The following is a 23327-nucleotide window of genomic DNA, read 5'->3' as shown; positions in this document are numbered from 1 at the left end:
TACGTACGGTTCTGTAAGAGGGATGAGGCGGTAACGCCTCACCCTACTTGATATGGGTTTAGAAAACGACAAGCAAAAAAAAGCCCAAGCCAACAAGGGGTTTGGGCGGATACAAATAGGAGTTAATAAGAAAAAAGCAGCATGTAATCAACAAAAAGGAAAAACAGTGGCATCAGAAACTCATTCTTTGCTGACTACACTTTAATAGACCCACCAGATCAAAATTAGTTCACACAAAAAGCAAAAAAATATCGAAAACTTCAAAGCCCCTTAAAAACAGTCTCTTGAGAAAGATGTCCGACCAGTGTGTGAAAGTTTGATGTTAATCACTTGTTATCTTGGTGTTGCGGGAGTATATTCAAACATATGTTTGATACGGACGATTGAAATGACGACGAGACTTACCACTAAAGACAAAATTCTGGACGTCGCTGAAGCGTTATTTGCAGACGGCGGCTTCAACGACACATCATTGCGTGCCATCACCAGTAAGGCGAACGTGAATCTAGCGTCCGTTAACTACCATTTTGGTGATAAAAAGACACTGGTTCGTGCGGTGCTAAATCGTTACTTGGAAGCGTTTATGCCGGCAGTGGAAACGGCGCTGTACCAACTTAACGAGCGAGAAGACTATGACATGGTTGACGTATTCCAGTCTCTCAAAGAACCACTGTTAGCGCTTAACGATCTTAAGCCGGGTGGTGCGAGTCGCTTTATGTCGCTAGTCGGGCGTGGTTATACAGATGTGCAAGGGCACCTACGCTGGTTCATTACGACTCGATACACAGAAACATTGGCGATGTTTACTCACTCAGTCATGCGTGCCAATCCTAAATTAGATGCTGAAACCCTGTTTTGGCGCCTGCACCTAACTCTTGGTACCTGCGTATTTACTATGGCATCGAGCCAAGCTCTGTCTGAAATTGCGCTGAGTTCATTTGAAAAAGAAGTCAGCGCAGAAGCGATTATTGACCAGATTATTCCTTACCTCGCGGCAGGTGTTGCTGCGGAGTAAAGCTTTAAAACCAAAAACGTATATAGAAACCAAATAATAAAAATACACCTGAACAAAAGGATAGGTATCATGAGCTCTCTACGAAGAAAATGGATCAGCGACCCAGCGTTTAAATTGTTTAAAAAAGTGCTACCGCCATTGTCCGCAACAGAGCGTGAAGCAATGGAAGCGGGTAGTGTTTGGTGGGACGGAGAGCTATTCTCTGGCAAGCCAAACTTCAAAACACTGCATCAATATCCTAAGCCAGTTCTTACTGCTGACGAGCAGTCCTTTATGGACAACGAGCTAGAAACTTTGCTTGCAATGCTCGACGACAACAAGATTGTTAAGGAAGATCGCGACCTACCCAAAGAGGTCTGGGATTACCTACGTAAAGAGCGTTTCTTCTCTCTTATCATTTCTAAAGAGTTTGGTGGACGTGAATTCTCACCACTGGCGAACTCAACGATTGTGACCAAGATTGCAACGCGCAGTATTAGTGCGGCTGTTTCAGTCATGGTACCTAACTCACTCGGTCCAGGTGAGCTGCTATCTCACTACGGTACCAAAGAGCAAAAAGATTACTGGCTACCAAGGCTTGCCGACGGTACAGACATTCCATGTTTCGCTCTGACAGGGCCTGAGGCGGGTTCGGATGCGGGCGGTATCCCAGATAAAGGTGTGGTTTGTTACGGTGAGCATGAAGGCAAAGAAGTGCTTGGTATCCGCCTAAATTGGAACAAACGTTATATTACCCTTGCCCCGGTTGCGACAGTGCTGGGCTTGGCATTTAAGCTTCACGATCCAGACCAGTTACTGGGTGAAAAAGAAGACATTGGTATTACCTGTGCGCTTATTCCAGCAGACCATAAAGGTGTAGAAATTGGTGAGCGCCATGACCCACTTCACCTTGCATTTATGAATGGCCCAACACGCGGTAAAGATGTGTTTATTCCTATGGAATGGCTGATCGGTGGCCAAGAGTACGCTGGACGCGGCTGGCGTATGCTCGTTGAATGTCTATCTGCTGGTCGTGGTATCTCACTTCCTGCGTTAGGTACGGCAATTGGTCACCTAACGACAAGAACAACTGGCGCGTACGCATATGTTCGTAAGCAGTTTGGTATGTCGATTGGTAAATTCGAGGGCGTGGCAGAAGCGATGGGTCGCATTGGCGGTCTTACTTACCTACTTGAGGCGACACGAACGTTAACGACCACATCACTGGATATGGGTGAGAAACCTGGGATTGTGACAGCAATTGCCAAGTATCACATGACAGAGATGGCGCGTACGATCCTAAATGATTCAATGGATATCCATGCAGGTCGCGCTATTCAAGATGGTCCAATGAACTATCTTGCCTCAAGCTACCTCGGTATTCCTGTCGCGATTACGGTTGAAGGTGCGAATATCCTGACTCGTAACTTGATGATATTTGGTCAAGGCGCGACACGCTGTCACCCTTACGTTCTACAAGAAATGGAAGCAGCAGCGAATCCAGATGCTAAGCAAGGTGCTGCCGACTTTGACAAGCTATTGTTTAAGCACATCGGTCATGCCACTAAAAATACCTTTGGTGCATTCGCTGCGGCTCTGACTGGTTCTAAATTTGTCGGTGCTCATATGAGCGGTCCAACCAAGGTTTACTACAAAGACTTAACGCGTTTGAGTAAAGCGCTTGCAGTCAGTGCAGACTTTGCAATGCTGACATTGGGCGGCGATCTAAAACGTAAAGAGATGATCTCTGCTCGCTTGGGTGATGGTCTAGCGTATCTATTTATGGCGTCAGCGGCTCTGAAGAAATACGAAGATGATGGCCGTCAAGCGTCTGACCTAGACTACGTGCATTATGCGGTTCAGCACTGTTTCCATAATGCGGCTAAATCGCTAAACGAGGCGTACAAAAACTTCCCAGCTCGTTGGGCAGGTGCCACGCTTAAAGGGCTGTTGTTCCCTCTAGGTAACCACTTCGAGAAACCATCTGACAACCTAACGCTTGAATTGGCGAAGAGCATGATGGTACCGGGTGCGCATCGTGACCGTTTGACTCACCTTTGCTACATCGGCGAGCAGCCAAACGACAAGATCGGCTTGATGGAAAATGCGTTCCTAGCGATGTACGACATTCGTGACCTAGAGAAGAAACTATTTGTCGGTGTGAAAGAAGGCAAAATTGCTAGAAAAGGTCTATTGAAAGATCGCTTACAGCAAGCGATTGAAGCGAATGTGCTAACACAGCAGGAGGTCGATAAAATCCTTGCCGCTGATGCTCTGCGCTATAAAGCGATTCAGGTTGACCACTTTAGCCACGACTTTTCTGAAGTGAGAACGGATAAAGTTGATAAGCCAAAGTTGAACAGCGTAGCATAAAGCTGCACTGTGTCGCTTAACGCGAACTAACGGTTCAAGCGCTCTAGTTACTAGAGCGCTTTTTTTTTTGTGCTATAAGTGTGAAAGTGCTCCAACCACTTGGAAAAATCAGAGAAATTGACAGAAATAGGGTGCGAACTGGAAGTGAAACTCTTATCCTACTAGGGATTTTTTGAGGAACTGAATATGATCATCAAACCAAGAATTCGTGGATTTATTTGTACTACTACACACCCAGTTGGTTGTGAAGCTAACGTAAAAGAACAAATCGCTTACACCAAAGCTCAAGGCCCAATTGCAAACGCACCAAAACGCGTTCTAGTGGTTGGTTCTTCTAGTGGTTACGGCCTTTCTTCTCGTATCGCTGCGGCGTTCGGTGGTGGTGCAGCAACAATCGGCGTATTTTTCGAAAAACCAGGGACAGAAAGAAAGCCTGGCACAGCGGGTTTCTACAACTCTGCTGCTTTCGACAAGCTAGCGAAAGAAGAAGGCTTGTACTCGAAAAGCGTAAACGGTGATGCTTTCTCTCACGAAGCGAAGCAGAAAGTTATCGACCTAATCAAAGAAGATCTAGGCCAAATCGATATGGTTGTTTACTCACTGGCTTCTCCAGTACGTAAGCTACCAGAAACAGGCGAACTCGTACGTTCTTCTCTAAAGCCAATCGGCGAGACATACACATCGACAGCGGTCGACACTAACTCTGACAAGATCATTGAAGCAAGTGTTGAGCCAGCAACAGAGCAAGAAATTGCTGATACTGTGACTGTGATGGGTGGTGAAGATTGGGAACTTTGGATCAATGCACTATCTGAAGCTGGTGTTCTTGCAGACGGTTGTAAGACAGTAGCTTACTCGTACATCGGTACCGAGCTAACTTGGCCAATTTACTGGGAAGGTGCGCTAGGTAAAGCGAAGATGGATCTAGACCGTGCAGCGGCAGAGCTAAACGCTAAACTGTCTCAGACTGGCGGTAGCGCAAACGTTGCAGTACTTAAGTCTGTTGTGACTCAAGCGAGCTCAGCAATTCCAGTTATGCCACTGTACATTGCAATGGTGTTTAAGAAGATGCGTGAAGAAGGCATTCATGAAGGCTGTATGGAACAGATCTTCCGTATGTTCTCACAGCGTCTATACAAAGCAGATGGTAGCGCAGCTGAAGTTGACGACAAGAACCGTCTCCGTCTAGATGACTGGGAACTTCGTGACGACATCCAGAAGCATTGTGCTGAACTATGGCCACAAATCACGACTGAAAACCTGAAAGAGCTGACGGACTACGTTGAGTACAAAGAAGAGTTCTTGAAGCTATTTGGCTTTGGTGTTGAAGGCGTTGACTACGAAGCTGACGTTTCGCCACTCGTAGAGTTTGACGTTATCGACCTATAATCGAAATTGGTTGAATCGAAAAGAATAAGGGGCGCATGATGCGCCCCTTTATTGTGTCTACTAAACAGTTGTATCGAGTGAACCTGATGTGTTGAAGATCAGGAGAGAATGATGAGGATAGTACCTGCTAATGTCATCAAGATGTTGGCTATCGCATAAGTGCCCGCATAACCCAAAGCAGGTATTGTCGAGCGAGCGTGCTCGTTGATCACATCCATCGCTGGTGCACAGGTTCTCGCGCCCACAATAGCACCAATAAGTAGTGCGCGGTTCATCTTAAGCACATAGTTACCGACTAAGTAGGCGAGTACGACCGGCAGTACACTGACTAAGAATGCGATCAAAATAACCTGAGGGCCGACTTGCGTTAGGTGTTCAAACATTTTTCCACCCGCACTTAATCCGATACCCACCATAAAGAACATAAGACCGAGATCTTTCACCATGTTCAGTGCCCCTTGCGGTACATAGCCGAAAGTAGGGTGGTTGGCACGCAAAAAGCCCAGGGTAATACCAGACAAAAGAAGACCAACAGCATTACCTAATCCAAACGATACTTGACCAAAACTCATGGTAATCAGGCCAAACATGATGCCAAGAATAAAGAAGCTACAAAATGCTAACAGATCGGCCATTTGGCTGTGGATCGAGATAAAACCAATTTTCTCTGCTAAGCCATGCACACGGCTCTTTTCACCACTCACCTGGAGGATATCCCCTTTGGCTAGTACGATGTTGGCGTCCATCGGCATTTCAATTTGAGCGCGAACTACGCGGTTCAAGAAACAGCCATACTCTGACAAATTCAGGCTAGAGAGACTCTTACCGGCAATGTTGTCACTTTTTACTACGATCTCTTCTTCAACAATGCGTAGGTCGAGCAAGTTGCGGTCGAAAACTTCTTTGCCGTTACGAAAGCTCGGGTCCAAACGCGCGTGACTGTCTGGGAAGCCAACTAGCGCTATTTCGTCACCTTCTTGCAAGATAGCATCGCCATCTGGATGGGCGAGAATACCATTGCGTCGAATACGCTCAATGTAGCAGCCGGTTTGACGATAGATGCCCAGCTCGCGAAGGTTCTTACCGTCGGTCCAATCAATCAGCTCCTGACCAACTCGATAGGCACGAATGATGGGTAGATACACCTTACGTTGCCCACTGCCGCCAAGGCCACGCTCTTGCGCAATCTGTTGTGCAGAGTCATGAAGGTTTTGCTTTTGAAGCTTAGGAAGTAGCTTCGCGAGCATGATCATGCTGATAAGACCGATCAGGTAAGCCATCGCATAACCAACCGAGAGGTTTTCAATCACTAGACCGAAATCCATACCGCGAGGAATCGTCGCAAGACCGGAATTGAGCGCATCTTGAGCACCCACAAGCACAGGCGTTGCTGTTAATGCACCAGCCATCACACCCGCTGACAGCCCGTAATCCAAGCCCAGATAGTGGCTCGCGAAGTAGGTCACCGTGAGAGCTGTAACCAACACCGTCAAACTTAAGATCAGGTAATGTTTGCCATCCCTGAAGAAGATACCAAAAAAGTTGGGACCTGCTTCAATGCCAACGCAGTAAATGAACAGCATGAACCCTATCGTTAGTGCCTCGGCATTAAAACTGAAACCTAGGTGTCCCATGATGAGGGAAGTAATGAGAACCCCAATAGAGTTACCAAGTTGAAGGTTACCGAAACGAATTTTGCCAAAGGCTAAGCCAATCGCAAGAACGACGAAGATTAGGAGGATCGGGTTTTGGTCAAGCAAGTTGACGACGTCTATGTTCACTAGTACGACTCAAACAGACAATGTGAAAGAATGATTAAAGTGTGGCGATTGTAGCGGAAATTTTCAAAAAGATAAGTGAATTTTTTTCGGATTTGACATTAGTTCAATTGTGGGGATTAACAAGATATAAATCATAATGTTACCTAGTAAGTCCTGTTTGATTTATACCAAAGGTGTTCAGAGTCGCAAAAAAGAAAGCCAGCGCGATTGCGCTGGCTTTGAAGTTGGATTCGTCAACTATACTTGAGTTGACTGTATGGGCGTATTAGTCGAATAGACCCAAGTTTGCTTTTGCGTAAGCTTCGAATTCAGTGCAGCCACCGATGTGGTCTTGGTCGATGAAGATCTGTGGCACAGTTTCTACTGGCTTACCAACTGTCTTTTCGAGGTCTGCTTTTGTAATGCCTTCAGCATGGATGTCAACGTAACGATAGTTAAAATCGTCGCGTTTAGCTTTTAGCGTTTCAGCATGCTCTTTTGCACGAACACAGTAAGGACAACCAGGGCGACCAAAAATAACAACGAACATTCAATTTCTCCTTGAAGACTAAACTTTTTGTGTGAACCTGCAGTACCAAAGTAAGGGTTCATCATTTTGTTGAAAACCACTATGCCTCAAGATGAGAAGGAAATAAAGCGTCATTTGTCTCTTGATGCGATAGGCAAAACCTTTCAGCGCAGAAGTTGCGCAAATCGCCGTGACGCTGGATGAAAACAAGGTGTGATGCTGTGCAAAAGTTGAGTATTTAATCGGGTGACATGCGCTAATTGCTTGGCATAAATCAAATACAGTCGCCAATGAACGTTGCATGCTGACGTTAGCTTTGTATGTTTGCTCTACCGAAAAGACTCACTAAGGTTTGTTTTTGTATTGCTGGCGGTATAGGCAATGATTCGAATAGTGAGGTGACGGTGTACCTAAAGGAATCCGGTATGTTTCAGTTTATGACTTCGAGTCGCATTATCTTTGGTGAAGGGGCGCTTCAGTCTTCTTTGTCTATTATCAATCAGTTTGGCTACAGCGTACTCCTCGTGACGGGACAAGACCGTCAGCGTGCTGAACCGGTCATTCACTATCTTCATAATCAAAACATGCGCTACCAGCATGTCGCTATTCGCGGTGAACCTAATATTACTATGGTTGAAGAAACTGCCATTATGGGCCGTCGTTTCAAACCCGATATGGTGGTTGCTATTGGTGGAGGAAGCGTTCTTGATATGGGTAAAGCGCTGGCTGCGATTATTCCTAACCAAGGAGACGTTTACGACTATGTTGAAGTGGTGGGGCGCAATGTCCCTCTCAAAACCAAACCGATTCCAATGATTGCCATTCCGACGACAGCGAGTACTGGGGCGGAAGTGACTAAAAATGCAGTGCTTAAATCGGGACAAGATAAGGTGAAAGTCAGTTTAAGAAGCCCAGATATGTTGCCTGATGTGGCCATTGTGGATCCTGTGTTGACTTACGGTACTGATGTTTATACCTCAGGACGCGGCGCTATGGACGCCTTTACCCATTTGATGGAAGCTTATGTGTGCGGAGAGCCCAATCCGCTCACGGATATGGTGTGTGAAGAGGGGCTTCGAAGACTCAGCCATTCGATCATTCCAGGTTGTAAACAAGACAATCCAAAGTCACGCGCAGATCTCTCTTTTGCAGCGATGTTAGGTGGAATGGCGATTACCAACGCAAAACTTGGTGCTGCACATGGCTTGGCATCGGCATTGGGTGGAAAGATTTCGGCGCCGCATAGTATGATAACTGCACGCCTTGCACCTCATGTCATGATGGAGAATATTAAGGCGGCTAAGCGGGCAGGGCGCAGCGACGTACTTAATCGCTATAGAACCATGGCTCAGCTTCTAACGGGTAGAAATGACGCAAGCATTGAAGACAGTATTCAATGGGTTAACATGATTTTAGAGCGTTTGTCATTGCCACATCTTTCAGATTTTGGCGTTTGTGGAACGTCGTTTGAACAAGTGGCCGCGGATGCCATGAAGTCTGTAGCGATCAAAGGAAACCCAATCCCGCTGACGGAGGATAGGCTTATCCACATCCTTAATCAGGTGTGTCAATGCCAGTGTGATAGCCATACAGAGTCTCTGGAGGAGGCAACAAATATAGAGTACCGCAATAACCCGGTAGAGACCGACTAAGAACATTTAAAACGGGCTTTAAATAGAAAAGGGAGGTCAATTGACCTCCCTTTTGAGTGTGCCGATAGACAAGCTCGAACTCATCTACAGATAATTACTAGTAATTTGGTGCTTTGTTGTAGCGAGAATCTTTAAGCGCCTCTTTAACTCGCTTAAGGTTATCTCTGAAGCCACTACCGCGGCGTAGGGTAAAGCCGGTCGCAAGCACATCGATGATCGTCATTTGAACAACGCGACTTGCCATCGGCATGTAGACGTCGGTGTCCTCTGGCACATCAACAGTAATAGACAATGAACTCGCTTTATCTAGCGGCGAGTCTTTAGCTGTAATCGCAATAACTGTCGCACCATTTTCACGAGCAAGGTGGGCGACTTCTACTTGGCTCTTAGTACGGCCCGTATGCGAGATAAGAACGATAACGTCGTTATCTGAACAGTTAATACAGCTCATGCGCTGCATAACCACATCTTCATAGCACGAGATTGGAATGTTGAAACGGATGAACTTGTTCTGAGCATCACGTGCGACAGACGATGACGCGCCTAAGCCGAAGAAAGAGATACGTTTCGCTTGAGTCAACAAGTCAACAGCGCGATTGATTTGCATTGAGTCCAAACTGTTCTTCGCCACATCCAGACATGCCATAGTGGATTCGAAAATCTTATGGGTGTAGGCATCAGGGCCGTCGTCTTCTTCTACATTACGGTTTACGTAAGGTGTACCGTTGGCAAGACTTTGTGCTAAATGCAGTTTGAAGTCTGGGAAACCTTTTGTATCGAGTCGGCGGCAAAAGCGGTTTACCGTCGGCTCACTTACATCCGCCATTTTGGCTAGCGTAGCAATGCTGGAATGAATGGCCGTCTGGGGGGACGCCATAATAACTTCAGCAACCTTACGTTCAGATTTGCTGAAATTCTCTAAGTTTTTTTGGACTTTCTCTAGTGTATTCATAGTGTTCACAGGGTAAAGAGAACAACTTGCTGACGTTGATTATCCGATAACTTGTCTTTTCATTTTTCATAATCATTCCAAATGAAAAGACAAGGTGCCGTGATGTCGAGTTTTTTATAATAGGTCGATCAACGCCAACTCCATAACCTCAGTATAAACGAAGCACTCGGTTAGCTGTAACAAAAGCTCACATGAAATCTTTAGAATATGACAGGCATCAAACAAAAAACTGGAAGAAAAAAACAATTGAGTGAAAAATGGTCGCTATTTGCCAGTTTCTAGCGCAACTTTACCGTATCACTCCCACAAAACAGAAAGAAAGTTTCATAAGTGTGAGAGTGAGATTGATTTCATACATTCGAGGGTGAGCAACCTTAGCTGCAAATTTTGCTCGCCAACGCATTAAGGGCGGACATTAATGCTGAGGCAGACAGAGCGATTTCTCGTTGCTCATCGAGTACATTGTTGAGCACTTCGATCGAAGTGAGTGGGTTCGCCAGTACAACTCGGAATACAATGGTATCGCGGCCAGACCAACGGATTGGGTTAAGTTGAGTACGAGACACGAAGGATAAACCGGTTTCGCGTTGTTTCTTTTGAACAAACTTTGTTAGCTGGTTAAGCAGATCGTGAAGTTCGTTTTTTTCACTTTCTGAAGCCAGCGTTAATGCCTGTTTGACGTTCTCTGGTACATAGCGATAGGTCAACAAACACAACTCAGGTTGACTGACGAGTTCGTAATCACATTGCTTCTCGATTAGATCGGCAAAATAGCGCGCTTTTTCAATACTCTGATTGATTAATAGCTCGTAACCGGGTCTGCTGATAATGTGCATTGCCGCGTACACCAACATCGCCATACCGGAACGAGAACCTTCAAGCGTATGACGCCCTAAGTCTTTGGAGCCTTTGCGCAAAATATACTGAGCATGGTGTTGAATGTTCTTCATCGCTTGCGGATCTTTGAACAGCACCATACCCGCACCCATAGGGATATACAGCTGCTTGTGAGCATCAATAGTGACAGAGTCTGCTAGCTCAATACCGTCCAAAATAGAGCGGTATTTATCAGACATAAGCGTCGCACCACCCCAAGCCGCATCGACATGGAAGTGACACGATTCCTCTTCACAAATAGCGGCGATGTCACGCAGTGGGTCGACGTTACCAGTTTCTGTTGTGCCCGCGACGCCAATGACGGCAAACGGATGGATATTTTGCTGTTTAAGTTCAGCAAACTTTAGTTTGAGGTCTGCCGGACAAATGCGATTGTATTCATCGGTTTTGACAGCAACCAGACCTTGTTGTCCGATACCCAACAGATCGGCTGCTTTTTTCAAAGAATAATGACCACGCTCGGAGACCAAAATGGCAAGTCCTTCATAGCGATAGTGTTTCATGGCCTTGAATAGACCTTGCTTCTCCACACCTTGAAACTCGCCATCCGCTTTGAGGGCGCGGTTTCGTGCAACCCAGAGTGCGGTGATGTTCGCGATCGTGCCACCGGAGCAAAACGCGCCTAGAGAATGCTCTGAGCTATGCATCCACTTATTGTAGAAAGGTTCAGACTCGGAATAGATTAGCTTGTGAAGCATCCCAAGAACTTGACGCTCAAGTGGCGTAAACGCTTTCGATGTCTCTATTTTCACCAAATTCTGGTTTAGCGCGATCATGATTTTTGATAATGGCATCAAAAAGTAGGGCAGCGCTGAAGTCATATGACCAATAAAGCTTGGTGAGGAAGTGTGTACTGAGTGTGAAACTAGGGTATCTAATAGGTGCTCAGTATGTGCCGATACGAATTCCGGTTGTTCAGGAATTGCGGCACTTGAGAAATCTTTCTCTATTTCATGAAGAGGTTTTTCTTCGGCAACAATATGCTCTCGCAAAAACTGGTTCAAGTTTTTGGACAAACTTTCTTCAATTTGGGTCAGCGTAGAGTCAGGTCCTTCTGGGATAGTGAATATTCGAAGGAGGCTCTCAAAGCTGACATCAGCAATTTTTTGCTCAGATACCATATCGCTATCTACTATTATTCCGTTACTGCAAGCGGCACAATCTAAACCAAATGGGCTTGAATGTCTCGCAAAAAAGTCCGGAGACGCCGATTTTTTGCCGTGCCACAGGACATTGTTACACCATTTGGTTACTTACAATGCAACAAGCTGGCGTAACAGCCAGCTTGTTGAGCGATTATACGGTGTTTTGGTCATGAGTGAATCAGTGTCGCTGACTTATCAATGGCTGATTACTTGCAATCCATCTTTTCTACTTTTTGAATCGATTGATTGTAGCGATTAAGCGCAGTTTCGATTTTCTTTGGATGACTAAGCAGGTCAGCAAATGCGCTGCGCAGTTCGTAGTTTTGTGGATGAGGTGCCGCTTGACGATCTGCGAAGCTCTTAGCCGCCATCTCACCTAGTTTGTCATCGCGTTGTGATAGCGATTTGACATCTTGCTGCTCGAGCTGAAGCCAAGTCTCTACTGATTGCTCAGTGGCGACTTTCGCTGGTTCATTACTCAGGTAATAGTGAACCGCTTCTCGATTAAGCTCAAAGTGATGCTTACGGCCTTCTAAAAACCATTGGCTTACTTCGTCGAGTTGAGGATATTCATTAGTGGTCATTTGTGCCAAGTCCTGATACCACTGGATAGAAGCGTCGATATAAGCGTCATACTTATCAGCATGGCATTGAGTTGCGTCTGCAGACATAGCGCCAAATGAAGTGCCAATCAGTGCGGCAGCAGTGAGCCATTTTTTCATTATTTTAATCCTTTGGTGGGCTAACGGGTGTCGGTACTTGTTATTATACCCAAGCAGGACGAAAGTTGAGTCTGCCTAGGAAGTGTTTGCAAGCAAGAATACAGTAATGGATTTGTATTTCCTGAGATCTAACCTGCAAGAGATACAAAAAACAGCATTAAAACCGGAACTAACAGGCTCAAAATGAATCCACTGACGATGGCTACGGGTACACATCGTACGCCGCCACTGCTTTGAATGATGGGGAGAGTAAAGTCCATAGCAGTCGCTCCAGCGTAGCCAATGGTCGTGCAAGGGCGCCGGCCAATCAACATAGGTATCATCACCAATGCAACTAGCTCGCGTAGTAGTTCGATCATAAACGAAGCGCCGCCATAAACAGGTCCGAATGCATCCCCAATCAATATTCCGGCAAGCGAATACCAACCAAAGCCAGATGCGATGGCAAGGCCCTTGTAAGGAGAGATATCAAGAATAAGTGCGCCAAGAATGCCGCCAACCATTGAGCTTACGACGATGACCGCGGCAATGGTCATTCCTTGCTTGTTGACCAATATCTGTTTGAGCGTCAATCCGCTGTTGCGAAGTTGAATACCTATAAAGAAGAGTAGAAGGATTAAGATCCACTCGCTGGCGGTTTCCACCCAGCCAAGCCCTAAAGGGAGGAGCAAGCCAAGTACTAAACCAGAGCCGACGACTGCTATTAGCTTCAGTGACTCCATTGCCATGGAAGAGAGGGGTAATTGGTTTTTGAGCTGCTCCGTTTGCAAGGGCATAAGCCTGTCGATCAGCGGAAGACAGAGTAAGTTACACCCCCCGATGACAATGAAGAACGTCACGGTGACTGTCAGGATAGTTTTAAAGTGACTACCAAAATTATCAAGAGCAGCAAGGCTTAGACCCATAAGAAACAAGATGACATAAATCAGCCATGACGTGGCTCGGTTGATGGCATCGAGTTTTCTTGCATTGGAAATGGGGAATAAGTAGCCAATACATAGCGGCGTAAAAATAAACAACATCCCTGAAAACATCGCGTTGAGCCTCTTTTGTTATCCCTAGTAGTCGCCGATAGTGGCTAATTGTCGGTATACCTTATGGTAGAAACACCAATTGGTTGAGTTACATGCCGGTGGAGTGGATGACTTCAGCAATCATGTCTTGAAAATCCTGTTCGCTCAGTGAAGTGAGTTGATACATCACTTCTGCACCATCGACGTTAATTTCCACTTCATGTTCTTCTAGTGCATCGTGATCTTGTCTACGGAACAGCAGAATATGGTTGGCAATGCGAGCCACGTCTAGATAGGACACCTCTGGACGCTCAATATGTTTAACGCGGTTGGATGCGACTTCGATAAAGTCACAATCAAAGCCCCAAGTATCAAGAACTTGTTCACTCGTTAGTGGGCAGCGTGATTGGAAAATCTGCATAGCAAGGTCAGGGTTTAAGTAGTTGCCCTTTTCTAGATAGAGGTGATACTCGTTGACCAGACAAAATAGGCCAATATCAGCAAGGAAACCGACCAATAAGGACTTATCTTGCTCTAGATGTGCATACTGCTCATTGGAAATCTCTTGAAACTTCCTTGTTACCAACACCATCACAGCCGCCAGTTCGCGCGATACCTTTGCACTATTGACCAATACTTCGTGGCATTCATCCGTTAAGTGAACAGAGTGTTTGAGTAGTTCGATGGACTGAGCTGTAACAATGTCGCGAACGCGGTAGATACCAAGCCTTGAAACCGCGGTGTTGAGATCATTACAAGTAATGTTACGGCGATTAAATATGACTGAATTAGCAACTTTAAGCACAGTTGCCGCAAGCCCTGGATCCTCGAGTAGGCATTCCGCTATATCGGGAACACCAGTGGATTCATCGTTACAAAGAGCTTGTATCTTTAGTACGACTTCAGAGATAGGTGGGAGAGAGATCTTCCCAGTATTAATTGATTGCTCGACTAAGTCTGCAAATTCCGTTTCGAGGCTTTCGATGAACAGCTGTTGGTTCTCTGGTAGCCAATAAAAAGATAAGTGGTTCATAAATATTCGAGAGGTTAAGCGATGCGGTCAGTGTACCTGCGCCAGTCCGCAATTGACAATAAGATTAGTGATTTAAATTGGCAGGGGCAACTTGTTTGCTGTTTAGAACATCATTCAATTGCCCATAGAAGTGCAATTGGTTGTGTATAGTGAGAATCTGTGAAGTGACTCGCAAATGTTTCTAGGCTAACTCGCACAACTGTGACATTGAGCCAGACTTAATTTGCAATGTGAACTATTATAAAAACATATAAAAAAGCACGGCATCTTATACCATTATAGATTGACCGAGCTGATAACAAATTTGATTTTTTTAGCTGCTATTTCTGGTGATCGATTAATCGGGGTTAAGATTAAGGATCAAAGGAAATGATAGAGCAATCTTTTTACGACTACACGACTCAATTTGGCGAATCTCAAAAACGTTCGATGTTTGGTGGCACTGGGCTCTTCAAGGACGGCGCCATGTACGCATTGATTAGCAACGATAAAGTGTTTATCCGTGGAGGCAAGAGCTTAGATGCCAAACTTCATGAGCTACAATGTGAGAAATTTCGTCATGTGAAAAAACAATCAACAGCGACGGTGAACTATTACGACATAACTCACTTATTTGAACAGCAAGCTCCTGAGCTCTGCGACTTAGTTCGAAGCTCAATCGACAACTCAGTTGATCAGCATTGCAGTAAGAATGCGGTCGAAAATCGCCGTTTGCGAGATTTACCAAACATGCAACTCACGCTAGAGCGCATGGTTAAGAAGTCGGGTATTCAAGATGTGAAAACGTTTTTGGAGCTAGGCGCACCAAAAGTATTTAATCGAGTGAAGCGCACTTATGGCAACGATGTCGATGTTAAGCTGCTGTGGAAATTTGCAGGCGCAGTAGATGGGGTGCATTGGAAGTTAATTCAAGACCCTATGAAGCAACGTTTATTGGAGCATTGTTCGAAAATAGACCAGTGATTGGTGTGGCGTAACGATGCGCAGCTATCCAGTAATTATCCCCCTTATTAAGGGGGATAACAATTGGCTCAATGCGCATTGACCGATAAATATCAAACACCCAACTCAAATCCATCATCTACACGGCGAATCAAAACATCTTTCGGTGCCGTCACGTAACTATCAGCTTTAGGCTACTGCTCTTTAGAGGTGTGGCTTAAAACCGCAATGGTCATGCATCCAGCACCAATCCCCGACTCTAAGCCAGCAGACGCGTCTTCAAAGCAAAAACAGGCATGTATCGAGCAAAGCAGTTACAAGGTGGGAAGTTAAGCCTGAGAAATGATAAAAGCGCTGAACAAGCTTACAGGGCTTGGAATGCCTTATACTTAGTATGGTGTATAAGAATTACTCAAGTCCAGGCAGTTTGGTTTTCTGACCGAACTACGCAACAAAGCCTAAGACTCAATAAGGCTCAAATGCGATTGTTGAACATATAGGTACAAGCGGCCACTAAGAGATTTGGTTCTCCTAAAAATTGGCTATCTGCCTTGAAGTTGTAGATAGCCGTAAACTGTACATCTCTGGATTTGTGACTATCCTCTAAACTCTCCGCTCAAATTAACCTTGCCTTTAGTGAGTGAATTTGCTCACGTTATTTTGCAAAGCCCCACAATGAGACATATTGCGACGCGTTAAAGGGCAAGTATTTCCATTTTGTAATGATATGTTGTAATAATGTAAAATATTAAGTCGTTAGCTCTATTTTAATAGTGTTGAATTTCAGAGAGTTAATAATAACGTTCGACAATTAGGTTTTGAAAATACGTTATTATGTTGATACTTAATTTACAAGTTATTGCACTTTTTTAGTGCGTAGTTCATTGATCATATTTATTGACAAAAATACCATTTGTATAATTTAATTCGTTATTTCAGTGAGTTATATTGTTGTTGGTGGTTTTAATGTTTGCTTACATTGTTTGTTGTTGATTACATGTTCATTTGTGATAGTGATCAACTTTATGGCTCGTTACCTAAATAATCGATGGTGAAATATTAAGTTTCCTTTAAATTTATATTTAGAACTTAAAGCGTAATAAAAGCTGTGTAATTTCAATAATAAAAGTCAGCTAAGTAAAAAAGCGTACTAGGTCGTCTTGTTTTAATTTTAATAAAATAGCTAATAAAGCTAGTTGCTAGGAATGGAGTCACCAATGAAAAAGCTCGCAATAATTACGGGATCAAAAGGCGGAATTGGTTCTGCTATCTCTTCGAAACTTGTCCAACAAGACTATCGTCTCATTGCAACGTACAGCACAGGGAATTACGAATGTGCTAAGCGCTGGTTTGATGAAAAAGGCTTTACAGAAGATCAAGTTCGTTTGTTCGAACTCGATGTGACGAACACGGAAGAGTGCAAGGAAAAGCTAGGATTGCTGCAACAAGAAGAAGGTACTTTTGACCTTGTTGTAAACAACGCTGGTATTACTCGCGACGGCCAGTTCAAGAAAATGACCTCAGACAGCTGGTTTGATGTCATCAATACCAACCTAAATAGCGTGTTCAACGTTACCCAACCTCTCTTTGCTGCTATGTGCGAAAAAGGCAATGGTCGAGTCATTAACATTTCATCTGTCAACGGACAAAAAGGCCAGTTTGGTCAAACCAACTATGCGGCAGCGAAAGCGGGCATGATTGGTTTTACTAAAGCTCTGGCGGCGGAAGGTGCGCGTTCTGGCGTGACCGCGAATGTTGTCGCTCCTGGTTATACAGGTACTCCTATGGTTGAAGCTATGCGTGAAGAAGTATTGGACTCAATTAAGAGTACTATTCCTTTAAAGCGTCTAGCTAAACCAGAAGAAATCGCCGCATCAGTTGCTTATTTGGCAAGTGAGGAAGCGGGTTATATTACAGGTGAAACAATCGCTATCAATGGCGGCTTATACATGGCGTAAAGCTAATAAGGGATAACAATGGAAAAAGTATTTATAGTTGCAGCAAAACGAACTGCAATTGGTAGTTTTGGCGGTACCCTTAAAAATATTTCAGCAGGTGACTTAGCGGCAGCAGCAATTAAAGGCGCTCTAGAGTCGACAGTAATACCCGTTGACGAAATTGATGAAGTTATTGTTGGTAATGTTGTTAGTGCAAGTCAAGGTATGGGCATTGGCCGTCAAGCGTCAATTAAAGCCGGCATTCCAACAGAGGTGCCAGCATACACACTAAATATGGTGTGTGGTAGCGGCATGAAAACCTTGATGGACGCGGCCTCTCATATTAAAGCGGGTGAAGCTGAGGTCGTTGTAGCAGCAGGTGTTGAAGTGATGTCGCAAATTCCATTTGCTATGCCAGCGACAGCGCGCAGCGGTCATAAAATGGGTGACATGACCGCAAAAGACCTATTGGTTTCGGATGGTTTGACGGATGTTTTCAATGCTTATCACATGGGTGTGACGGCAGAGAACATCGCTAAGCAAGTCGACATATCACGCGATGATCAGGACGCTTATGCGTTAAGCAGTCAGCAAAAAGCAGTCGCAGCTATTGAAGCGGGTAAGTTTGAACAAGAGATTGTTCCTGTAGAAGTCAAAGTACGTCGTAACGTGCTTGAGTTTGCTACAGACGAATATCCTAAAGTAGACGCAACCATGGAAGGTCTCGCCAAGTTAAGGCCTGCATTTGACCGTGAAGGATCAGTGACCGCTGGTAATGCATCAGGGATCAATGATGGTGCAAGTGCTCTGATTGTGGCGTCTGAATCTGCAATAAATCGTTTGGGATTAACACCACTTTGTGAGCTGGTGGCAAGTGCTCAAACGGGGCTAGATCCTCAAGTGATGGGTTTAGGTCCGGTGCAAGCGGTGACCACTGCATTAGCCAAAGCAGAGCTGACGATTTCTGATGTAAATGTGTTTGAGCTAAACGAAGCATTTGCGGCACAAGCCCTTGGTGTTATTCGTAATTTAGCCTCTGAGCATGGCGTATCTGCCGAATCAATTTTGCAACGCGCAAACCCAAATGGGGGCGCGATTGCCCTTGGGCATCCTTTGGGTGCTTCAGGTAACCGTATCATCGTGACTTTGATTCACGAGATGCTAAGAGAAAACAAAGATCTAGGTGTCGCCTCTTTATGTATTGGTGGTGGCATGGGAACTGCAGTCGTTGTTAAGCGCTGTTAATTGTGTTGTCGGAAGCCCAATTTACTGGGATAGATTTGATTTAGAAACTGGAATGTTTATTTCTTAGGAGAAATGATTATGTACACGGATATTTTCAAAGTAATCAACGAGCAGTCTGAAAAAACGTTTGAACCTTACGCAAAGTTCAACAAGCTCATGACAAAAAATGTTGAAACACTCACTGAACTTCAACTAAATGCTATGCGCGCATACAGTGAGCTAGGCGTTAATCAAATGAAAGCAGCGACTGAAATCAAAGATGTCTCTTCACTCGCGGTTTTCAATAGCCAGCAGCTGAGCACGATGTCTCGTCTATCTCAACAAATGATGGATGACAGCAATAAGCTTCAGCAAGTAGCAAAAGAGTTTAAAGAAGATCTAGAAGCGATCACTACTGACGCAGTTAAGGCGAGCACACCTGCTTAACATCAGTTTTAGGTAGCTTTAGTACCTATATAGATAGAGGGTTGCGGGGGCACTCGTTCCCGCAACCTTTTTTGTTTCCAAGAAAAGGGTTTTAGCTATGTTCCAAAACTTCTTTTCGGACTACCTTGTGAAACTGCAGGAGAGCAACCAGCAATGGTGGAAAGACTTCGAGCAAGGCAAGGCAGCCGTAAATAGCCCTCTGACTAAAGCGATGCAAGAACTCAATGCTGAGGATACTGCAGAGTTTATGGATAAGGCATCCAAGCAACCCGCCGCTATGTTGGATATGCAAACCAAGTGGTGGATGCAGCAACTCGAAATATGGCAGCGTGTTGCGCTGCAATCCAGTAAAGAACAAGTTGTTGACGTTGAAAAAGGCGATCGTCGATTCCAAGACGACGCGTGGAAAGAAGAAGCGTTTTATAACTTCATCAAGCAGTCTTACGTTCTGTTCAGCAAAACGTACCTTAATACCATCAATTCGGTTGAAGGTGTGGACGAGAAAGTCAAAGAGCGTCTCACGTTCTTCTCACGTCAAACCTTAAACGCACTGTCGCCAACCAACTTTATCGCGACTAACCCTGAGCTTTTAAAACTCACGCTTGAGCAAAATGGTGAAAACTTGCTAGCGGGTTTGCAGCAGTTTCAGGAAGACATGGAAGCGAGCGCGGACGTACTGAAAATTCGCATGACGAACACAGAAGCGTTCCAGATTGGTGAGCATGTCGCGAACACGGCCGGAGATGTAGTATTTAAAAATGAGCTGTTTGAGCTTATTCAATACCGTCCGTTGACTGAAAAGGTGAATGCCACCCCGCTATTGATCGTTCCACCGTTTATTAATAAATACTACATCCTCGATCTTCGAGAGAAGAACTCGATGGTGAAATGGCTGCTAGAACAAGGTCATTCGGTATTTATGATGTCTTGGCGAAACCCGGGTCCTTCACAAGCTAAAGTCGAATTTGGTGACTATGTGACGGAAGGGGTAGTCAAAGCGGTAGCAGCGATCGAGTCGATTACAGGTAAAGATCAGATCAATGCTGCGGGCTACTGTATTGGTGGTACGGTATTGGCGTCAACCGTGGCTTACTATGCCGCTAAACGTATGAAGAAGCGCATTGTATCAGCGTCATTCTTTACGACGTTATTAGACTTTAGCCAGCCTGGTGAAGTCGGTGCCTACATCAACGATACTATCATTCGTGCTATAGAACTTCAGAACAATTCTCTGGGTTACATGGATGGTCGCTCTTTGAGTGTGACCTTCAGTTTACTGCGTGAGAACAGTTTGTACTGGAACTACTACGTTGATAACTACCTCAAGGGCAACAGCCCTGTCGATTTTGATTTGTTGTACTGGAACAGTGATAGCACGAATGTCGCCGCAGCCACACACAACTTCTTATTGCGCCAACTGTACTTAGAGAACAAGTTGATTGCTGATAAAGGGGTTAAAATTGGCGGCGTTTGGATTGACCTGGACAAGATTCGTATTCCAAGCTATTTCATCTCCACAAAAGAAGATCATATTGCTTTATGGCAAGGCACGTATCGCGGTGCTTTGAAAATGGGTGGCAATAAGACCTTTGTACTTGGTGAGTCTGGGCATATAGCTGGTATTGTTAATCACCCTGAAAAAGAGAAATATGGTTTCTGGACAAACTCTACGCTGGATGAGTCAGCAGAAGAGTGGATTAACAACGCTGATCATCATAAAGGGTCTTGGTGGTTGCACTGGAATGAATGGCTCGGCCAATACATTCCAGAAGAACAAGTTGACCCATTCCCAGTGGGCAATGAGGACTATCCAGTTTTAGGCACAGCACCGGGTAAGTACGTTGCTCAAACCTTGCCTATTATCGAGCCTATCGATGCGAATGAGCAAACCGAGTCCGACACGTCGGAATCTCAAACTGCATAAATAACTAAGGGTCCACTGCGGCCCTTAGCTTTTTTGATGAGTTCGAGTATCCGTAACATACTTTTTTTTTCTAGGTTGATACGTATGATAAATGCATAACCAGAATCCAAGAGGTTGTTATGGAAATCGAAACACTAGAACAAAAAGTAAGCTATATCTACGGCCGCGAAATTGCTAAAGAGCTTGCTCAAAAATCATTTCCAAAAATGAACATCAAGATCATTCAAGAAGCGATCATGGAAGCGTTTATGCAAAATCCATGGCCTTTTGACCCAAATGAAGCGGAAGCGCTGAAAAAGGAAATGGAAGAGCAGCGCAAACGTGCACAAGCTGAGCATCTTGACCAAAAACAACAGTTTGAAGCTAAATTTTTTGAGCGTAACGCCGCCCGTGAACAAGTTGCGACTCACAGCTCTGGCATCCAAATCGAGATCATTGATGAGGGTGGGGTACGAGAAGAGTCAGATCCTAGCAGTCAGTTCCTTATTCGCCATAAAACCTGGCTTCTGAATGGTCAGCAGGTGGATGGGTCGGCTCACCTCCCTGAGCCAATGAGTGTCATGCTGCATCAAGCGCCCGTTGCGTGGATCGTCGCACTCAAAGAAATGCCAGTTGGAGCGACTTGGCGCCTATATGTACCTGCACACCTTGCGTACCAAGAAGACGCTCATCCGACGGTTCCAGCGGAAACTGCGGTTATTTTTGATATCAAGTTAGAGTCGATAAAGACACAATAGTATAAACGTCTATATTGTTAGAGAGACCAGCATTTAATGCTGGTCTTTTTGTTTGGGATGACATTCAATTTTGACATGATCTTTAGTTATAAATAAAACTTATCTGAAGTTGAAGAGAATATAATGCCCAGAAAGTTAATTTGGGTTGTATTTTAATTTGCTATGTGACCATTTTGTAGCGTTTGTGTTGGCTCTGGCTTTTGGTTGATAACAAGTTTGGTGATCTGTGTCACGCCGTGTGATCGGAAAACAAATTTGTGATTCTAATCGCCTAAAGGGTACTGCTAATCTGCTCCGGCTTTTGATGTCTCCATCAACAAGCAATATAAAAAAAAGGAGTAATTATGACTAATGCCAAGAAACCAATGTCACTGACGAGTCGTGTGATTATCGGTATGGTTGCAGGTATTTTGACGGGCTTCGCTATTCGAGGTCTATTTGCTGAGAACGGATTTGTAGACGCTTACATTGTAAACGGCCTTTTTGAGGTTGGTGGTCAAGTCTTTATCGCCAGCTTGAAAATGCTCGTTGTTCCACTGGTTTTCGTGTCGCTTGTATGCGGTACCAGCTCTCTTAAAGATGTCACCACTCTAGGCCGTTTAGGTGGTAAGACAGTTCTATTCTACGTTGCTACCACAGCAGTTGCCATTACACTGGCATTGACTATGGGCACGGTATTCCAGCCAGGTGCGGGTGCTGACCTAACTGCAGCAAGTTCATTTGCGGCGACAGAAGCGCCATCGCTGGGTCAAGTCATCATCGATATGTTCCCAACGAACCCAATTAGCGCAATGGCTGAAGGTAAGACCCTTCAAGTTATCGTGTTTGCCGTGCTATTCGGTATCGCGATCAGTGCCGCTGGTGAGCCGGGTGAGCGCATTGCTGCGACATTCCGCGATCTGAATGACGTTATCATGAAGCTTGTTGCGCTATTGATGAATATCGCCCCATACGGTGTGTTCTTCCTAATGGCAAAACTGTTCACAGGTCTTGGCTTGGGTGCCATCTTAAACCTAGCTGAGTACTTCCTAGTACTTACAGCGACGCTATTGCTACACGGCCTAGTTACCTACAGCGTGATGCTTAAGTCTTTCACTGGACTAAGCCCAATCACCTTCCTTAAGAAGATGGAAGATGCGGTGATGTTTGCGTTCTCGACCGCATCATCAAACGCAACCATCCCAGTTACGATGGAAACTGCGCAAAACCGTTTGGGTGTAGACAATAAAGTATCGTCTTTCACCATTCCTCTTGGCGCGACCATCAACATGGATGGTACGGCTATCATGCAAGGTGTTGCGACTGCATTTATTGCTCAGGCATTCAACATCGACCTAACTATGGGTGATTATCTAACTGTGATTCTAACGGCAACGCTAGCATCGATCGGTACTGCAGGTGTTCCTGGCGTAGGTCTAATTATGCTAGCTATGGTACTTAACCAAGTTGGTCTGCCGCTAGAAGGCATTGCACTAATCATGGGTGTTGACCGTCTACTTGATATGATTCGTACTGCTGTCAACATCACTGGCGACAGTGCAGTAACTTGTATCGTTGCTAAGTCAGAAGGTGCATTGGATCTTGAGAAGTTCAATGACCCAGCTGCGGGTGAGAAAGAAGAAAAAGTGGAATTGGCGCGTAGCTAGGCTTCTAAACC

18 protein-coding genes are annotated in these 23327 nt (G+C 45.0%); 11 read left to right on the top strand and 7 right to left on the bottom strand.

All coding sequences use genetic code 11. The features are described 5' to 3' along the window. Positions 1-388 precede the first annotated feature (388 nt). From psrA to fabV, 3 genes are all read left to right on the top strand, one after another. Positions 389-1015 carry a TetR family transcriptional repressor PsrA gene (psrA, locus tag ACJB0T_RS13430; protein ID WP_479290357.1) on the top strand — a complete coding sequence of 209 codons (627 nt, stop codon included), beginning with the start codon at positions 389-391 and terminating at the stop codon, positions 1013-1015. Between the two features lie 69 nt (positions 1016-1084). Then, positions 1085-3367 carry an acyl-CoA dehydrogenase gene (locus ACJB0T_RS13425; RefSeq protein WP_479290356.1) on the top strand — a complete coding sequence of 761 codons (2283 nt, stop codon included), beginning with the start codon at positions 1085-1087 and terminating at the stop codon, positions 3365-3367. 186 nt (positions 3368-3553) lie between these two features. After that, positions 3554-4756: an enoyl-ACP reductase FabV gene (gene fabV, locus ACJB0T_RS13420; protein WP_479290355.1), complete on the top strand. Its 1203-nt coding sequence runs from the start codon at positions 3554-3556 to the stop codon at positions 4754-4756. A gap of 98 nt (positions 4757-4854) precedes the next feature. On the opposite strand, the gene ACJB0T_RS13415 is transcribed toward fabV, so the two are convergent. Together ACJB0T_RS13415 and ACJB0T_RS13410 are read right to left on the bottom strand one after the other, a co-directional pair. After that, positions 4855-6537, bottom strand: coding sequence for an aspartate:alanine antiporter (locus tag ACJB0T_RS13415; RefSeq protein ID WP_479290353.1), 1683 nt, complete (start codon positions 6535-6537; stop codon positions 4855-4857). A gap of 265 nt (positions 6538-6802) precedes the next feature. Beyond that, positions 6803-7066 carry a GrxA family glutaredoxin gene (locus ACJB0T_RS13410; RefSeq protein ID WP_112479812.1) on the bottom strand — a complete coding sequence of 88 codons (264 nt, stop codon included), beginning with the start codon at positions 7064-7066 and terminating at the stop codon, positions 6803-6805. A gap of 404 nt (positions 7067-7470) precedes the next feature. Here ACJB0T_RS13410 and ACJB0T_RS13405 point away from each other — a divergent pair, with 404 nt between their 5' ends. Next, positions 7471-8697, top strand: coding sequence for an iron-containing alcohol dehydrogenase (locus ACJB0T_RS13405; protein ID WP_479290351.1), 1227 nt, complete (start codon positions 7471-7473; stop codon positions 8695-8697). Positions 8698-8794: 97 nt separating this feature from the next. On the opposite strand, the gene ACJB0T_RS13400 is transcribed toward ACJB0T_RS13405, so the two are convergent. From ACJB0T_RS13400 to ACJB0T_RS13380, 5 genes are all read right to left on the bottom strand, one after another. Further along, positions 8795-9649 carry a MurR/RpiR family transcriptional regulator gene (locus ACJB0T_RS13400; protein WP_418641467.1) on the bottom strand — a complete coding sequence of 285 codons (855 nt, stop codon included), beginning with the start codon at positions 9647-9649 and terminating at the stop codon, positions 8795-8797. Positions 9650-10023: 374 nt separating this feature from the next. Continuing rightward, positions 10024-11667, bottom strand: coding sequence for a pyridoxal-dependent aspartate 1-decarboxylase PanP (gene panP / locus ACJB0T_RS13395; RefSeq protein WP_479290349.1), 1644 nt, complete (start codon positions 11665-11667; stop codon positions 10024-10026). 230 nt (positions 11668-11897) lie between these two features. Beyond that, entirely contained in the window at positions 11898-12413 is a 516-nt protein-coding gene (locus ACJB0T_RS13390; RefSeq protein WP_479290347.1) for a hypothetical protein, read from the bottom strand. A gap of 128 nt (positions 12414-12541) precedes the next feature. After that, positions 12542-13447, bottom strand: a complete 906-nt coding sequence (locus ACJB0T_RS13385) for a LysO family transporter (protein WP_479290345.1) — start codon at positions 13445-13447, stop codon at positions 12542-12544. Positions 13448-13535: 88 nt separating this feature from the next. After that, on the bottom strand, positions 13536-14459 hold the full coding sequence (locus tag ACJB0T_RS13380; RefSeq protein WP_479290343.1) for an HDOD domain-containing protein: 924 nt from the start codon (positions 14457-14459) through the stop codon (positions 13536-13538). Between the two features lie 369 nt (positions 14460-14828). Between ACJB0T_RS13380 and ACJB0T_RS13375 the strand changes: the two genes are divergently transcribed. The 7 genes from ACJB0T_RS13375 to ACJB0T_RS13345 all read left to right on the top strand — a co-directional run bounded on the left by ACJB0T_RS13375 (position 14829) and on the right by ACJB0T_RS13345 (position 23316). Then, positions 14829-15422, top strand: coding sequence for a TfoX/Sxy family DNA transformation protein (locus tag ACJB0T_RS13375; RefSeq protein ID WP_479290342.1), 594 nt, complete (start codon positions 14829-14831; stop codon positions 15420-15422). A gap of 1196 nt (positions 15423-16618) precedes the next feature. Further along, positions 16619-17359 carry an SDR family oxidoreductase gene (locus tag ACJB0T_RS13370; protein WP_112460850.1) on the top strand — a complete coding sequence of 247 codons (741 nt, stop codon included), beginning with the start codon at positions 16619-16621 and terminating at the stop codon, positions 17357-17359. Positions 17360-17377: 18 nt separating this feature from the next. Then, positions 17378-18583 carry an acetyl-CoA C-acetyltransferase gene (locus ACJB0T_RS13365; RefSeq protein WP_479290340.1) on the top strand — a complete coding sequence of 402 codons (1206 nt, stop codon included), beginning with the start codon at positions 17378-17380 and terminating at the stop codon, positions 18581-18583. A 78-nt stretch (positions 18584-18661) separates the two neighbouring features. Continuing rightward, positions 18662-19009, top strand: coding sequence for a phasin family protein (locus ACJB0T_RS13360; protein ID WP_479290338.1), 348 nt, complete (start codon positions 18662-18664; stop codon positions 19007-19009). A gap of 97 nt (positions 19010-19106) precedes the next feature. Beyond that, complete coding sequence (gene phaC, locus ACJB0T_RS13355; protein ID WP_479290336.1) at positions 19107-20933, top strand: class I poly(R)-hydroxyalkanoic acid synthase; 1827 nt, start codon at positions 19107-19109, stop codon at positions 20931-20933. 119 nt (positions 20934-21052) lie between these two features. Next, complete coding sequence (locus ACJB0T_RS13350) at positions 21053-21670, top strand: FKBP-type peptidyl-prolyl cis-trans isomerase N-terminal domain-containing protein (protein ID WP_479290334.1); 618 nt, start codon at positions 21053-21055, stop codon at positions 21668-21670. 344 nt (positions 21671-22014) lie between these two features. After that, positions 22015-23316 (top strand): dicarboxylate/amino acid:cation symporter, encoded by a 1302-nt coding sequence (locus ACJB0T_RS13345; RefSeq protein WP_042499845.1) that lies wholly within the window; start codon positions 22015-22017, stop codon positions 23314-23316. Positions 23317-23327 lie beyond the last annotated feature (11 nt).

It is taken from the genome of Vibrio sp. CB1-5 (genome assembly GCF_059412285.1).
The sequence above is the reverse complement of the archived record's forward strand: the minus strand, read 5'-3'. Positions and strand labels throughout refer to the sequence as shown.

Bases quoted from the DNA above. Each gene is read 5' to 3' on its own strand.
- ACJB0T_RS13390 (WP_479290347.1), bottom strand. From the start codon at position 12,413: ATGAAAAAATGGCTCACTGCTGCCGCACTGATTGGCACTTCATTTGGC.
- ACJB0T_RS13350 (WP_479290334.1), top strand. From the start codon at position 21,053: ATGGAAATCGAAACACTAGAACAAAAAGTAAGCTATATCTACGGCCGC.
- ACJB0T_RS13345 (WP_042499845.1), top strand. From the start codon at position 22,015: ATGACTAATGCCAAGAAACCAATGTCACTGACGAGTCGTGTGATTATC.
- ACJB0T_RS13375 (WP_479290342.1), top strand. From the start codon at position 14,829: ATGATAGAGCAATCTTTTTACGACTACACGACTCAATTTGGCGAATCT.
- fabV (WP_479290355.1), top strand. From the start codon at position 3,554: ATGATCATCAAACCAAGAATTCGTGGATTTATTTGTACTACTACACAC.
- phaC (WP_479290336.1), top strand. From the start codon at position 19,107: ATGTTCCAAAACTTCTTTTCGGACTACCTTGTGAAACTGCAGGAGAGC.
- ACJB0T_RS13400 (WP_418641467.1), bottom strand. From the start codon at position 9,649: ATGAATACACTAGAGAAAGTCCAAAAAAACTTAGAGAATTTCAGCAAA.
- ACJB0T_RS13380 (WP_479290343.1), bottom strand. From the start codon at position 14,459: ATGAACCACTTATCTTTTTATTGGCTACCAGAGAACCAACAGCTGTTC.
- ACJB0T_RS13405 (WP_479290351.1), top strand. From the start codon at position 7,471: ATGTTTCAGTTTATGACTTCGAGTCGCATTATCTTTGGTGAAGGGGCG.
- ACJB0T_RS13425 (WP_479290356.1), top strand. From the start codon at position 1,085: ATGAGCTCTCTACGAAGAAAATGGATCAGCGACCCAGCGTTTAAATTG.
- panP (WP_479290349.1), bottom strand. From the start codon at position 11,667: ATGGTATCTGAGCAAAAAATTGCTGATGTCAGCTTTGAGAGCCTCCTT.
- ACJB0T_RS13360 (WP_479290338.1), top strand. From the start codon at position 18,662: ATGTACACGGATATTTTCAAAGTAATCAACGAGCAGTCTGAAAAAACG.
- ACJB0T_RS13365 (WP_479290340.1), top strand. From the start codon at position 17,378: ATGGAAAAAGTATTTATAGTTGCAGCAAAACGAACTGCAATTGGTAGT.
- ACJB0T_RS13410 (WP_112479812.1), bottom strand. From the start codon at position 7,066: ATGTTCGTTGTTATTTTTGGTCGCCCTGGTTGTCCTTACTGTGTTCGT.
- ACJB0T_RS13370 (WP_112460850.1), top strand. From the start codon at position 16,619: ATGAAAAAGCTCGCAATAATTACGGGATCAAAAGGCGGAATTGGTTCT.
- ACJB0T_RS13385 (WP_479290345.1), bottom strand. From the start codon at position 13,447: ATGTTTTCAGGGATGTTGTTTATTTTTACGCCGCTATGTATTGGCTAC.
- psrA (WP_479290357.1), top strand. From the start codon at position 389: ATGACGACGAGACTTACCACTAAAGACAAAATTCTGGACGTCGCTGAA.